19 protein-coding genes are annotated in these 13318 nt (G+C 66.4%); 5 read left to right on the top strand and 14 right to left on the bottom strand.

The genetic code is table 11. The features are described 5' to 3' along the window. Positions 1 to 3 precede the first annotated feature (3 nt). Genes QMO76_RS28245 through QMO76_RS28195 form a run of 11 tightly spaced genes read right to left on the bottom strand, consistent with a single transcriptional unit; the run spans position 4 to position 3907 of the window. Positions 4 to 747, bottom strand: a complete 744-nt coding sequence (locus QMO76_RS28245) for a hypothetical protein (RefSeq protein WP_306364376.1) — start codon at positions 745 to 747, stop codon at positions 4 to 6. Then, positions 744 to 1094, bottom strand: a complete 351-nt coding sequence (locus QMO76_RS28240; RefSeq protein ID WP_306364375.1) for a hypothetical protein — start codon at positions 1092 to 1094, stop codon at positions 744 to 746. The genes QMO76_RS28245 and QMO76_RS28240 overlap by 4 nt, the downstream gene beginning before the upstream one ends. Continuing rightward, positions 1091 to 1537, bottom strand: a complete 447-nt coding sequence (locus tag QMO76_RS28235; RefSeq protein ID WP_306364374.1) for an RRQRL motif-containing zinc-binding protein — start codon at positions 1535 to 1537, stop codon at positions 1091 to 1093. Before QMO76_RS28235 ends, QMO76_RS28240 begins: the two co-directional genes overlap by 4 nt. Then, the gene (locus tag QMO76_RS28230; RefSeq protein ID WP_306364373.1) at positions 1534 to 1788 is read right to left on the bottom strand and encodes a hypothetical protein; all 255 of its coding nucleotides are present in this window, start codon (positions 1786 to 1788) and stop codon (positions 1534 to 1536) included. The genes QMO76_RS28235 and QMO76_RS28230 overlap by 4 nt, the downstream gene beginning before the upstream one ends. After that, positions 1785 to 2273, bottom strand: coding sequence for a hypothetical protein (locus QMO76_RS28225; RefSeq protein ID WP_306364372.1), 489 nt, complete (start codon positions 2271 to 2273; stop codon positions 1785 to 1787). Before QMO76_RS28225 ends, QMO76_RS28230 begins: the two co-directional genes overlap by 4 nt. After that, the gene (locus tag QMO76_RS28220; protein WP_306364371.1) at positions 2266 to 2568 is read right to left on the bottom strand and encodes a hypothetical protein; all 303 of its coding nucleotides are present in this window, start codon (positions 2566 to 2568) and stop codon (positions 2266 to 2268) included. Before QMO76_RS28220 ends, QMO76_RS28225 begins: the two co-directional genes overlap by 8 nt. After that, on the bottom strand, positions 2565 to 2822 hold the full coding sequence (locus QMO76_RS28215) for a hypothetical protein (RefSeq protein ID WP_306364370.1): 258 nt from the start codon (positions 2820 to 2822) through the stop codon (positions 2565 to 2567). The genes QMO76_RS28220 and QMO76_RS28215 overlap by 4 nt, the downstream gene beginning before the upstream one ends. Next, positions 2819 to 2992, bottom strand: a complete 174-nt coding sequence (locus tag QMO76_RS28210; protein WP_306364369.1) for a hypothetical protein — start codon at positions 2990 to 2992, stop codon at positions 2819 to 2821. The genes QMO76_RS28215 and QMO76_RS28210 overlap by 4 nt, the downstream gene beginning before the upstream one ends. Then, positions 2989 to 3243 carry a hypothetical protein gene (locus QMO76_RS28205; protein WP_306364368.1) on the bottom strand — a complete coding sequence of 85 codons (255 nt, stop codon included), beginning with the start codon at positions 3241 to 3243 and terminating at the stop codon, positions 2989 to 2991. Before QMO76_RS28205 ends, QMO76_RS28210 begins: the two co-directional genes overlap by 4 nt. Further along, the gene (locus tag QMO76_RS28200) at positions 3240 to 3692 is read right to left on the bottom strand and encodes a hypothetical protein (RefSeq protein ID WP_306364367.1); all 453 of its coding nucleotides are present in this window, start codon (positions 3690 to 3692) and stop codon (positions 3240 to 3242) included. Before QMO76_RS28200 ends, QMO76_RS28205 begins: the two co-directional genes overlap by 4 nt. Further along, positions 3689 to 3907, bottom strand: a complete 219-nt coding sequence (locus QMO76_RS28195) for a helix-turn-helix domain-containing protein (RefSeq protein ID WP_306364366.1) — start codon at positions 3905 to 3907, stop codon at positions 3689 to 3691. The genes QMO76_RS28200 and QMO76_RS28195 overlap by 4 nt, the downstream gene beginning before the upstream one ends. A 141-nt stretch (positions 3908 to 4048) precedes the next feature. On the opposite strand from QMO76_RS28195, the gene QMO76_RS28190 reads away from it, so the two are divergent. Both QMO76_RS28190 and QMO76_RS28185 read left to right on the top strand, forming a co-directional pair. Next, entirely contained in the window at positions 4049 to 4804 is a 756-nt protein-coding gene (locus QMO76_RS28190) for a helix-turn-helix transcriptional regulator (RefSeq protein ID WP_306364365.1), read from the top strand. Further along, positions 4804 to 5274: an NUDIX hydrolase gene (locus QMO76_RS28185; protein ID WP_306364364.1), complete on the top strand. Its 471-nt coding sequence runs from the start codon at positions 4804 to 4806 to the stop codon at positions 5272 to 5274. Before QMO76_RS28190 ends, QMO76_RS28185 begins: the two co-directional genes overlap by 1 nt. 16 nt (positions 5275 to 5290) lie before the next feature. Here the strand turns inward: QMO76_RS28185 and QMO76_RS28180 are convergent, their stop codons facing one another. Together QMO76_RS28180 and QMO76_RS28175 are read right to left on the bottom strand one after the other, a co-directional pair. Next, the gene (locus QMO76_RS28180) at positions 5291 to 5938 is read right to left on the bottom strand and encodes an HD domain-containing protein (protein ID WP_306364363.1); all 648 of its coding nucleotides are present in this window, start codon (positions 5936 to 5938) and stop codon (positions 5291 to 5293) included. A gap of 1171 nt (positions 5939 to 7109) precedes the next feature. Then, a complete protein-coding gene (locus QMO76_RS28175) occupies positions 7110 to 8267 on the bottom strand; it encodes a PIN domain-containing protein (RefSeq protein WP_306364412.1) in 1158 nt (385 codons plus the stop codon). Between the two features lie 582 nt (positions 8268 to 8849). On the opposite strand from QMO76_RS28175, the gene QMO76_RS28170 reads away from it, so the two are divergent. Continuing rightward, the gene (locus QMO76_RS28170; RefSeq protein WP_306364362.1) at positions 8850 to 9209 is read left to right on the top strand and encodes a hypothetical protein; all 360 of its coding nucleotides are present in this window, start codon (positions 8850 to 8852) and stop codon (positions 9207 to 9209) included. Positions 9210 to 9502: 293 nt separating this feature from the next. Beyond that, positions 9503 to 11557 carry an HNH endonuclease gene (locus QMO76_RS28165; protein ID WP_306364361.1) on the top strand — a complete coding sequence of 685 codons (2055 nt, stop codon included), beginning with the start codon at positions 9503 to 9505 and terminating at the stop codon, positions 11555 to 11557. Between the two features lie 282 nt (positions 11558 to 11839). On the opposite strand, the gene QMO76_RS28160 is transcribed toward QMO76_RS28165, so the two are convergent. Then, positions 11840 to 12274 (bottom strand): DoxX family protein, encoded by a 435-nt coding sequence (locus QMO76_RS28160; RefSeq protein ID WP_306364360.1) that lies wholly within the window; start codon positions 12272 to 12274, stop codon positions 11840 to 11842. A gap of 212 nt (positions 12275 to 12486) precedes the next feature. Here QMO76_RS28160 and QMO76_RS28155 point away from each other — a divergent pair, with 212 nt between their 5' ends. Next, entirely contained in the window at positions 12487 to 13314 is an 828-nt protein-coding gene (locus QMO76_RS28155; protein ID WP_306364359.1) for a hypothetical protein, read from the top strand. The last annotated feature ends 4 nt before the right edge of the window (positions 13315 to 13318 follow it).

Raw genomic sequence — 13318 nt, 5'->3', positions numbered from 1 at the left:
CTCTCACCGCCGCCCCGTGCCGCGCGGTGCGCGGGCGAAGCGCGCCACCTGGATCAGTGGCGACCGGTGCCCGGCGGGGGTGGCGCGGACGGCTTCCCAGTCGATCGCTGGGTGTTCGGCGAGCACTGCGAGGTCGGCGGCCCGGAACAACGCCACCAGCCGCACCTCGTTGCGGCGCTGCCAGCGTGAGTGCACATGCTTGACCGGTTCGAGCCAGCCCGCCGTGACCAAGTGGCGCAGGTCGCTGACCCGCACGTCCAGCTGGTCGGCGGCCGCGTCCAGGGTGTAGAGCCGCCCGTCCCGCTCGGCGCGCTCCATCGCGGCCGGGTCGTCGAACCGTTCGAGAGTGCGGCCGCAGTAGAGCGGATAGCCCTTGTACTGGCTGACTTCGGGCAGCGCCCCGGTACGGGCGAGTTCTTCCACGGTCTCCGCGGTGACCTCACACCCGAACCGTTCGGCCAGGATCTCCGCCGCGCGCTGCGCACCCAGGTCAGGAATCGACCCCACCGCGGCACGGATCTCCTCGGCACGGCCGACCGCGTCGTCGACCACGGCCTGCGACCATCGGTTGGGCCGCGATCGCGTGCCCGCGTCCGGCGGCGGCAGAATGTCGTCGCGCAGCGCGCGGTCGAACAGCGCGACCGACAGCCCCAACGCGGTACCGAACTGGATCGGTCCCCAAAACCGCTGCCTGCGAACAGCACCGGCCTGCGGTGTGTCCCGGGTGTTGTCTGGTGTGATGCTCATCTGTCGAATTCCTCTCGCTCGTAGGCGCTCTCGCGCTGGGCAGCGGCGGCGAAGGCGTTGAGCCGCGGTCGGTCGTGGTCGCGGGAGTAGGAGCAGTCCGGGCACAGTCGGGCGGCGTTCTTGAACCCCTTCAGCTCCCGCTCCAGTGCGCGGCCGCCGTCCCAGGTGCGGGCCAGATGCCAGCCGATCCCGTGCTCTTTGAGCACTTGCAGCAGCCGCGCCCCACGGCCCTCGCGGTGCGCGGCCAGCCGCGCCTCGAGATCGCGCGTGGTGCCGATGTAGTGGCCCGCGTGGTGGTATCTACGGTCGAAATGCAGCAGGTACACCTGCTCCCGGCCCGCGTTCATCGCTCCCACCCCGATTCCCGGTCCGCGGCGTCGCGCTCGGTGGCGGCCGCGAAGGCATTCACCGGACGGGCCGCCTCGCTGCGGTCTGGCTGGTCGAACTGCGCGCGGTCCACACCGTGGCGCTCCGCGGCGCGCAGCTGGTGCTCGCGTGTCGCCTTCCGCAGCGCTTCCAACTGGGCGGGGGTCGCTTCCCGCTTCAGGGCGGCCTGGTTGACGTCGAACAGGTGCGCCACCAGCGGTTCTCGGTGACGGCGCAGGATCACCACCTGGGCGGCGATGTCCTGCCCGCCGGGGCGCAGCCCGACCGATCGCAGCTGCCGACGGGTCAGCAGGTGCACCGGCGCGGTCTTCCAGAAATAGGTGGGGATGCCGTACTTCTCGCCGGTCGGATCCGGGGTGAAGTCGCGATAGTCGCGCGGCACCTCCCCGATGAACCAGCTCACCGCTCCGCCCCTCCCCGCTCGTGACTGCTGTCCTGCTCGGCGGCGGCCGCGGCGGCGAAGGCGTTCAACGGTCGCCCGGACACCAACCACTGATCCGGGCCCCGGCCGCGGGTGTGGACTCGCGGCGGCATGGGCTTGTCCACCCAGATCTCGCGATCGGTCTGCCCCAACCGGCGCGCGGCCTCGGCCAGATGCGGAATGTCGGTGATCGGGGTCAGCACCGCCCATTCGGTCTCGCGTGGCTCGATCACAGCGTCACCACCTGGGCGTAGGCGGCCCGAGCGGTCGATGCCGAACAGCCCAGCTCGGTCGCGATCCGCGCCCAGCTACGACCCTCGACCGCACGCAGCTCCGCGACACGGACTTGAAACGCGATGTCGCGCGGGCGATTCGGGCACCGCCGCCGCAGCCGCGGCTGCTGCGGCATCACCACTACCGGCGACGGCGCGGCGGCCGCGATGCTGTGCTGGTAGCAGCGGGTGCACTGGCTGCCGGACTGCTGCCGCGCCCACCCCTCGGGCCGGTGCGCAGTCCGCAGCGCCATCGGCCGCCCGCACCCCCGACACGTCGGGGCAGACTGTGCGGCGGCCTGGTCCAGGCCGAGCATCGCCAACAGCTCGCGACACTCCGCCGCGTTACGAGCGCGTTCTGCGACGCGCAGCTGCGCCCGGCGCGTGAGCTCGGGGCCCAGTTCCGCGCCCAGGATCAGCTGGGCGGGACGGATCGGGTCATTCATCGCCCCACCCCCGCTGCCGGGGCGTGCGCTGCCAGACGATCTCGCAGGACCGAAAGGTCTTGGAAACGAGCATCGCGACACCACAAGTGATGACGAGCTTGTGACGGCGGGGGAAGAACCGCTTCCGCAGCTGTTCGCACCGCGCCTCGACCTCGTCCAGCGCGGTAACCATGGCGTCCATGTCGGAACCGGTGAGCCCGCGAGCGTTCGCGGCCCGCAAACCTTCGAAGGCGTTCTCCCGCAGTCGATCCAGCTCCGCGACCTCGGCGACGAATTCCAGCGGTACGGTCCTCATCGCGCCACCTCCGCGGCGTTCGGGGCGGTGCGGTCCAGGTGGATGCAGTCGGTGCGGTGAACCTCGTCAGCCCGGCAGATGTTGAGTGAAGGCTGATAGTCCTGGTAGTCCACCCACGCGGCCGTGCATCCGGCCATGCCGACCAGCAGCGCGGCCGCGAACAGCGCCAGCCGGATTCCCACCGGCAGCAGGCTCAGACCGGTCCCGATCCCGCGGACCACGGCGGCGTCGGTACGTGCGAACGATTCGATCATCGCCACATCCCCCGATCCCGACGAGCAGGGAACGCAGCGCGGGCGAACCAGCGGACGCCGACCGCGAACACCACGGCCGTGATCAGGACGCTGAGCACGAATACCGGCGCGATCAGCAGCGAGAACAACGCGAACAGCGTCGTGACCAGAAACAGGGTGAGCCGGTTCATCGCGCACCGCCTGCGGCGTCGATATCGTCCAGCGCCTGCGACAGGCTGGACTTGATCGTGTTCTTCGCATCGCCGATCCGGCGCAGTGCCGCGTGTCGCCGTGGCCCGGCCTGGCCGGGCAGCGCCGTGCCGATCGGCTGCCGGTCGGAGTTCAGCCAGTCCCGCGCCTCCGACAGCGAGTTACGGGCCGTATCAACGGCTTCCAGCGCACGGAGGAACATCTCGGCCTGGGTGGGCAGGTTCGCGCTCATCGCCCGCCCTCCTCGGCATCGTCGTCCGCGAGGTAGAGGTGGCCCAGCCCCTGGGCGGCCTTATCCAGTGCATCCCGAACCTGTTGGAGCCGCAGCATCACTTCGTTCAGCGCGTATCCGGCGTCCGAAGCGGTTTCCGCGGCCTGTACCCCGGTTTCGTCGTGTCCCAGGGCCGGAATTTCGGACAGAGCCATCGCCCATTCGCAGAGCTGCCCCATCACCTGCATGGCGCTGCTCGTAGCGACACGAAGAGTGCCAACCACCAGGTACACATCGGCCGGATCCGCCAGCCCCTCGGCCTGCCCGCTATGCGTGGCGTGTGCCAAGTAGCGCCAGAGCTCCGAGATCGCTGCGGCGGCGGTGCCAATCGACTCGGCAGTGTGCGGGCCGATCGTCGGCCACAACACCTGCACCACATCGGCACGATCGAACTTGCGCGGATCGCTCATGCCGCACCACCCGACTCAACCGGCTGGGTCAGGGCCACCAGCTCGTCTCGGCTGACGTACAGCAGCCTGGAGGGACCGCGGCGGTACGCCTTCAGCATGTTTCGACCGATCCAGCGTCGAATCGTCGTCGGGTGGACATCACCAGCCAGACGGGCGGCATCACGCAGATTGATCAGGTCGTTCGGCAGGTCACCGTTACTGAACGACTTCGTCATAACCCTCTCCTCTGTGCATCGAAACGTGTTGACACACAAGGAGATTCGCGCATACATACTGGACACCATCACTGCATGGCTGGACTTGTCCGGACGTCCACAGTCACGTAAAGTCGTCCATAGACGTCCAAGGAGTGCCCCATGGCGAATGACCGGCTGCGCGACGCGCTGACTCGAAACGGGCTCGACTATGCCCAGGTCGCAGAAAGAACCGAGGTCGACGAGAGAACCGTCGAACGCTGGATAACCAAGGGGCGGACACCGTACCCGAAGCACCGCCGCAAGATCGCGGCCATGGTGCACGAGACCGAGAACTACCTGTGGCCCGACGCCGTCCCGCCGGAGCGGCGCGCCGCGGCGGCCGAATCAGAGGTCGTCAAGGTCTACCCGCATCGCAGCTCGATCTCTGCCGATACGTGGGTCCGCCTGCTCAGTGGAGCGTCAGAGCAGCTCGACATTCTGGTGCTAGCAGGTCTGTTCCTGGCCGAGGAACCGTCATTCGGCAAGGTCGTCCGACAGAAGACGCAAGAGGGACTGAAGGTCCGCATGTTGTTCGGCGACCCGAAAGCACCGGAAGCGACGAAACGCAGCGCCGAAGAACGACTAGCTGACGGCACCGTCGCGGCTCGCATCAAGAACGCCTTGGCACTGGTGGAACCATTCGCCGAGATCGATGGTGTGGAGGTCAGATTCCACCAAACCACCTTGTACAACTCGATCTTCCGGTTCGACGACGACATGATCGTCAACACGCACGTCTACGGATTCCCTGGCGCGCACGCTCCAGCGATCCACCTTCGCCGTCTGCCCGCCGGCGACCTCTTCGAGACGTACACAACGAGCTTCGAGCATGTGTGGACGACAGCCCATCCGGCCGACTTCCGAGAGGTTCACTGATGACCCGAACCGACTACTTTCATGACCCGGCGGCTCCCACTCCGAACAGCATCAAGGTCGCCGTCAGCGCGGTAGTGAAGGACGAACTCGGCCGCATCCTGATGATTCGCCGGACCGACAATGACATGTACTCGATACCGGGCGGCGCACTGGAGGCCGGCGAGACTGTCTCCGAAGCCGTGGTCCGCGAGGTGAAGGAAGAGACAGGGATCGATGTCCGGATCACCGGAATGGTCGGAGTCTTCTCCAATCCGGACCACGTCATCGCCTATGACGACGGTGAGGTCCGCCAGGAGTTCTCGATCTGCTTCCACGCCGATCCGATCGGCGGGGAGCTGCGAACCAGCGATGAATCGAAAGAAGTCGAATGGATTGCGCCCCAGGAGCTCTCATCTCGCGATATCCACCCGTCGATCGCCTTGCGAATCGAGCAGAGTCTCAACCGCGGTGACACTCCCTACTTCACCTAACGGCCCCGGCAGGTCACTACCGATGCGCCAGCTGCCCTAGCAGTCCTTCAGTGCGCTCGGCGGCTGCAAGGAGTTCCGGCGCTGCCTCCGCAACGGACTGAGCGACAACATGACGTAGTCCGTAACGCGTCTGAACCTCGTTAATGCGGCTGCGGACGTCAGTCCGTTCACCGGTCGGCGTTGTGGTCATGTCCGCCCACCAGAGAGCGTCACGCAGCGGCGTCTGCTCGTCCAGCCAATCGATCTCGATCCCTCGATGTACGGCCTCGACTCGCGCGCAGGAATGATGTGCAACAAGACCACACAGGCGAGCCGGAGCGTCCTGCCCCTCCAGAAAGACGGCACCGTCGATCGGATGGAATCCCGTCCGATCAAGCTCCGGGGCGTACCCGATGTCATGGAGCCATGCAGACGCAATGAGCAGATCCGAATCGTCGACAAGGCCGGCGGCGGCCTGAGCCTGGCGTACTACTCCCTGAACGTGCTGCCACCGCTGCGGCAGCGTCGACGCCAAGTAGAGGCGAGCCGCGTGTTCAGCCCAGCCGACGAGGTCTCCGCTCATGCCGCCACCGTAGCAACGCACGCCTTCAGGCCGCGCCGCGCGCGAGCACGTCAGTACGTATTCGTGCCGATTCGACACCACGCTGAGCTGCAAGTAGTCCACTGAGACGACGGCACCGGTTCATCAGTAAATTCTGACGAACTTTCGTCTGCCTATCGAAACTCCTGCCGCATAGTGCACGGCCGAATCGGGGTACAGCGGAGCCAGGAAGCCCGGTAGAGCTCGCAAACCGATCCGCCGACCCTGCCCCTCTGGGCGGCCTCCCCGCCGGAGGCGATGCCCTTCCACGGCCGCAAGGCCGTGCAGCCCTTCGGTCAGCGAGCGCGCGAGCCTACCTGCTGTCTGTCCCTCCGGTATGGCCTGAGGGCGTCACATCACGCCGCGGTTCTGGCCCGCCCCTACCACCGGAACGCCACGATGCCTTGCCAGGCCGGCGGGCCAGGTTCCGGCGTGATAGCCCTCAGATCAGGCCATACCGGAGGGACAGACAGCCCACGCGCCGGACCGCGCGAGCGCCTGCTCGCGGAACCACGGCACCCACGCGCCCCTGACACCCACTTCCGAACCGGCGGCCGCCGACGCGGCGGCCCGCGGCACTCGAATCCGGCGGTACCAACCGCCGCGGCCGCGCACGACGTGCCCAGCAGGCCGGAGGTAACCCAAGCTAGCGACGCTGGCAACAGCGTGGCGAACCAAGGCCGCTTGCGGCCGACTTCGACACGCTAGCCCGTCGCGGAACCACCATGCCAACGCAACATAACCACCCCACGCAACCACGCACCCAACCCGAACCACTCCCGGCACCCTCCCTGACCTGTCCTTGGATGTAATGGAATTCCACCCACCCCACTCCGACATCTCATCTTCCGTTCACGCAGTGGGAGATGAGATGTCGGAGTGGGGTGGGTGGAATGGAATGGAACGTTTACGCAGGTCAGGGAGGGTGCCGGGAGTGGTTCTCACGTGCAACAAAACGTGAACAAGATCATGGCTAATCTACAGCTCTTCAACAGCGCTTTGCACCGACAACGGGCACGCAAAGACCCCGACGGCATGTACCGAACCACGCGCCTCGAATGCCGATGCCCGCTCCCTCAGCGGCCGATTGTGCGCCGCCTCCGTGCCAGCCTCAAGCACGAAGGCGCTGCGCGTCGGCTTCGCCGATGGCCTGCGGCCACCTTCCTGCTTGACCCTGTCCCGGCTGCGGCAACGCACGCTTTCCGAGGGAGCGGGCAAAAGAACGGCTATCTATACCGTTGACACGCCAAGTTCCCTAATCCGGGTCACGTGCCTGAATTCTCTCTAGATCCAGCCCGTTCACGGTCTCGTGATAGGGGTCGATGGCAAACCGGAACACGGCCTCTACTGAGAAGCCGCCGCGCACCCTTACACGATCACCAGATACGTCCGAATCTACGAGCCAGATCGGCAGAGAGCCGGAATCCTCGTCATCTTCGAAGATGTAAAGCAGGGATTTGCTTACGAAACCCTCGTACTCCAGATCCATTACGGCACGTGCAGTACCTACCCACACGACGCCCTCGTACCCTTCCCGTACCGACTGGATCAGCGTCGCACGGTCGTACGAAAACTCCACCACCGTGGCGCCGTCCACTTCTTGAGGAACCTCGTACCCTTCCGCCAGGAAGACCTCCGCGCCATCGGGCGTGCGAGTCACCAACGGGGCTTCCAGCACCTGCTGACCAAATAGATCCAGAATTGGCTCCGTCAAGAGCTCCCGGACCCGCGCGGTCGACAACTCGGTCTGTGGCAGCCATGATGTGTCTGCGATCGCCCGCTGCGCAACAGCCAACGCATCCGGGATTGACCGAGCGAAACCCACGGAAGTCGACATACCTCCGTGCTCCAGGTGCCGGCCTAGTTCCTCGTGCAGCTCACACGAACCGCGCTGGAAGAAGTCATTGTCGTTGCTCACCAGCACTGCAAACCGCAGCGTGTCCTTTCTAGCTGCTTCGTAGAAGGTCCACCAGATCAACGCATCCCGATAGCCTTTGTCCGTCGTGTCGAACGGGTGGTGCTGTATCAGTGACCAGTCCACTAGCAGGTCATGGTTCGGCGTTGGTATACGCCCGATTTCACATCCCAGCCCGATCAGACGGTCCCGAAACTGAGACTGGGCCTCGTCCACTCCAATCGCAGGCATCGCCCGGAGCTCAGTCGCCGAAGGGAGCTTGTGTAGCGCTGCGACTCCCAGCCTCGCCTTGATCATATTGGCCTGTATCGCCTTTACCGCCTTGATCACTTCATTCCGAGCGCCTTTGCTGTCCCGCCGGATATGTCGCGCAACCTCGCGCACCACTACCTCGGGAACCAGCACCTCCACCTCACCGGCGGCTATTGCGGCCGTTAGCGCTGTCCACGCCGCGCCAACCAGATTCGGATCTGCATCCACGATATTGGTATCGATCACCAACAACGGCCGCGGTAGCCTCGGCACAATCCCTCCAACCGACGTATGACGCACCTACGAAGATCATCAACAGCTAAGCCGGTCTCAAGTATGGGTGCCATGGATGCGCACGGCACCTTACGGCGCGGTCCACGTCCGCAGTCCGTCCGCAGTACCTCCAGGTACATCCCAAACCAGCAAACCCATTCAACGCCCGAAACCTCAGGTAGCGCACCTGGTTCAACATAATCAACAACCTTCAAAAGCGGACAAAACGGGTCGCGGTCTCGTTCGGGACGAAGAGGTCGCAGGTTCAAATCCTGTCACCCCGACGTGTTGGTTGAGACACAAGAAACGGCCCCTGACCACTTCTAATGGTCAGGGGCCGTTTTCTGTCCCAATTCCCTGCTCCGATTCCGCGCCGATGGTCACCGATTCGGTCACACCGGCTCGCCGGAACCGTCGTCGGCGTCGAACTCTGCGCATGCGCACTGAAACGGTCGAACGTCTCCTGGAACGGCACCGCCCCACTCGATGCCTCCACACAGGATCTCCGCACGACGCCCGCCGGGCCGCCACAGTCGTCGATTACTGTCCGGCACCATGACCAAGAGCTGGCCCTTGTCGATTGCGGTGATTTACGTCGTGGCGTCGGTTTTCATCGGGCCGGCGATCGCGTTGGGCGGGTACATGGTCACTCCGGCCAACGGGGACTTCTGCGATCTGCGCGCGCACGGCGGCTCGGAGCAGCGTGACCACGATTACGCTGTCGTAGCGGGCATTCAGATCATCGGTTCGACAGCCATGCTCGCGGTCGGAGTGTTCCTGCTGGTCTGCCTGTGGACGATCTCTGCCCGTTCGCACTGGCCTGTGCGCTTGCTGCTCACCACCGGGATCCTCGTCATGATGGCCGGGTATCTCGTCGTTCTCTACATGGGCGTAGTCGCAAATCCACGTTGCTGACCACCAGTACGAGGGCGCGACCCATGAACTGACATCGGATCACCTTGTTCGCCGACACCCACCGTCAGGTTTCATCAGCGTAGTCGAGACACGATGGCGACGTCCGAGCCGACAGACCGCCAGTACCCGGCGTTGTTCGCGAGGCGACCCGGGATGTACATCGGCCGCGCATCGCTCGATGGGGTGGTCGGCTTCCTCGATGGAGGAGCTGCGGCATCGGCTTTCGATATTGGTTCGGCATGTCGCGTGTGCTGGGCTTTCGTGTCGCGACCCCGACCGGTAGATTCGAACATATGAGCGATCCCGCCGAGGTCGAGGACACCAGCTACGAACTGGTGGCACGACTGCAAGCGGTCCACGCACACATCGCCGCCGCCCAAGCCGAAGAAGTCGCGTTGATGACACGGCTGTACCGGCTACGACGGGCACAACAGCTCGAAGCCGGAGTCGCCGCGCGCTATGCCGGGGAATCGGCGGCCACCGAAATCGGTGTGGCGGTACAGGTCTCCCAACGCAGCGCCGACGGGCTGATCGCTCTCGGGATGGGATTACAGCGACTGCCCGCCACCCGACGCGCCTTCGCCCACGGACGTATCGACCTGGCACGAGCACGCGCCATTCACGACACGCTGGTCAACACACCCGACGACACCGTGACCGCGTTGGAGGAGACGGTCGTCGCCCGCGCCGAACGCTGTGATCCCGCCCGGTTGCGGCGCGACATCCGTAAGAAACTCCTCGAAACCGACCCGGCCGGGCAGTCGCGCCGCCGCCAGGACGCCGAACGCGAACGCTACGTGGCCGTGCGCGCCGCCGATGACGGCACCGCCCTGCTCGACGCGGTGCTGCCCGCCGCCGGAGGGTGGACACTGTACGAACGCCTGCGGGAGATGGCGATCACGCAGTGCTGTGCTGCGGACCCGCGCACGATGAACCAGCGTCGCGCCGACGCCCTGGTCGCGCTGGCCGACGGCAGCGGGCAGCTCACCTGCGGCTGCGACACTCCCGGCTGCCCCCGCCGCGACCAGCCCGGCTATCCCGGCTGCGACCAGCCCGACTGTTCCCGCCACGACCAGACCGACTATCCCCGCCGCGACTCGCGCACTCCCGCCCCGACCGCGCGGCGTGCGCTGGTGCAGGTCGGTGTCAGCGCGGCCACCCTGCTCGGCGTGCAGGACAACCCGGCACTGCTGGCCGGGTTCGGCGCGATCGACGCCGACCTCGCCCGTCAGATCGCCCGCCACGCCCGCTTCCACATCATCACCGAAACCAGCAGCGAGGCAACAGAACCACCTACAACGAGCTCACCGACCACGTCCGCCTCCGCACCCACGTCCACCTCCGCACCCACGTCCACCTCCACGCCCACGTCCACCTCCGCACCCACGTCCACCTCCGCACCCACGTCCACCTCCACGCCCACGTCCACCTCCGCACCCACGTCCACCTCCACGCCCACGTCGGCGTCGGCGCACACAGCCACCGGCGACAGCGCGGCCACCCCCACAAACGACGACCACCACTCCGCGATCGACGCCAACAGCCACTCGGCGCGCACCGACCACCCCGCGGCCACAGCGCCCGAACCCGTCGACGACAGTGCCCCCACCACAAGCCAACACACTCCCCGCACACCCTCGACCAGCCAACACACCCCGAACCCGACCAACGACCACACCCCGAACCCGAACAACGACCACACCGCGGACCCACCACCAACAAGCGAACGCGCGGCGGTTCCGCCCTCGCTAATCGCCACTCCCGCACGAACATCGGCGGACCCGCAGCAGTTGCGGTACCGGCCCGGCGCGAGCCTCGCCGCTAGGGTGCGCGCACTCGACGGAACCTGCCGCGCCCCCGGCTGCCAGGTCCCGGCCGCGGCGACCGATCTCGATCACCAACAGCCCTTCGACCACCACTCCCCCGAGTCCGGCGGCCACACCACCGAACACAACCTCGGTGCCCGCTGCCGCCGCCACCATCGACTCAAAACCCTGGCCGACCACGAGCTCAACGGCTGGACGGTGACACACCACCCGCACCGGCGCATCGAGTGGCGCACCCCCACCGGCAACACCATCTCCACCAACCCCGAAGGCGCGAAATTCCTGTTCCCCCGCTTTCCGATGGCCGCGACCCGAGTCGAACCCGTTGACCCACAACCCGATCCACCACTACTCGATCCCGGACCGGTGATCAACGCACTCACCGAACTGATCCACGTCTACATCCCACCCGCACGACGAAACCGCCACAAACGCCGCGACATCCGCCGCCCGGTCCGGACGGGGAGCAGCTCGTGCGGCATCGGTGGCTCCGATGGGGACGTGGACTGCCCACCCTTCTGACCGGGATCGGCCACATCGAACGGGCTCGAAGGAACCGACACGGCGGCGACAAGCGGTCGGCGACTCGTAGGCATGGGTGGCCGATTGGCGACAAGCGATTACGTCGCGCTGAGCCCACGCGACACACACCATGGCCAGCCGGCGCTCGACTCAAGTGGAGCGTGGCGTCGGCTGGCCATGTGGGGGTTCGGTCGCCGCCAACCCGACAGGCGATCGAACCGGGAACGCGCGATCGCGATCGGTGGGGCGGGCCCACCGATCGCGGATCGTGCTATGGATTTATCACCGCGAGAGCGATTTCCGCAGGTCGGTGAGGGTGGCGCGGCGCTCGTAGGCGATCCAGGCGAAGATCGCGGCGAGGACCAGGGGGAAGATCGACATCTCGGGCGCGTTGGCGATGAATGCCTGGGTTCCGGCGGCGAGCACGGTGAGGACGGACAGGCCCGCGGCGGCCAAGGCGCTGAGGCGGGGGACCATGAGGCCGATACCGCCCGCCACCTCCACGACTCCGATGAAGATGAGCAGCCCGACGGGGATGGTCAGGTTCTCGGGAGCGTTGTCCATCAGGGTGTTCGGGATCACGAGCTTCGGGCCGCCGGAGGCGATGATGAAGAACAGGCCGAGCACGATCTGCAGGGTCCACAGGACGCGGTTGCGGATCTTGCCGGGACGGTAGGTGGTGTCGGAGAAGTCGGCGGAGGGGTTGGCGGTGGTCATCTCTGGTCCTTCGGGTCGGTCGCGCCGGGTTGGTAGCGCGTTCACCAGATAGGACGGGGCGCCTCCCGAAGACTCATCGCTGTCCGGGAAAAGTTTTCGCGATCACCGCTCGTGGACCACCGCACAGCAGACCGAGGGAGGGTTGCAACATACCCCGGGGGGGTATATGTTTCATGGCGACGAAGAAGCAGAACCGTTCGGAGGTACCAGCCATGACCGCTCAGCACACCGCCCATGCGGGCCACGCCACGCACGCGGGGCACGCCGGGCACAGCGCGCACGCCGATCACGCCACGCACGCCGATCACGCCGATCACACCGCCCACGGCGCACCCGGCGGGTTGCAGGTGACACAGGACGGTTACACGCTCGAGCTCGTCGAGAACATTGTTCACGCAGGGGAAATCGACTTCCGCTTCCAGATCGTGGGGCCGGACGGGAAGGCGGTGACCGACTTCGCGCCGATTCACGATCGGGAGCTGCATCTGATCGTGGTGCGGCGAGAACTGGACGGCTTCTGGCATGTGCATCCGGTGCGGGCCGCGGACGGGACCTGGGAGGTGCGGTTGACGCTCCCGGAGGCGGGGGCCTACCGGGCATTCACCGATATCGCGCCGACGGCGCTGGGCAAGACCATCACACTCGGCGCGGATTTCGCCATCGCGGGCGATTACCGGCCGCAGCCGGTGCCCGCGACCGGTCGCACGGCCGCCGTCGATGGGTACGAGGTCACCCTGGACGGTGAGCTGGTGGCGGGGGCGGGGCGGTTGCTCACCCTCACGGTGCGCAAGGGCGGGGAGCCGGTGACGGATCTCCAGCCGTATCTTGCCGCCTACGGCCACCTGGTCGTGCTGCGGGCGGGCGATCTCGCCTACGTGCACGTGCATCCGAATGGCGAACCGGGAGACGGGATTACCGCCGCGGGGCCGGAGATCGGCTTCCATACGGCCGTGCCGGGGCGCGGCACCTATCGGTTGTTCCTGGACTTCCGGCACGGGAATGTGGTGCGGACGGCGGCGTTCACGCTGACGGCGGACTAGCCTC

The organism is Nocardia sp. CC227C, assembly GCF_030767025.1.
Taxonomy (GTDB): Bacteria; Actinomycetota; Actinomycetes; order Mycobacteriales; family Mycobacteriaceae; genus Nocardia.
The sequence above is the reverse complement of the archived record's forward strand: the minus strand, read 5'-3'. Positions and strand labels throughout refer to the sequence as shown.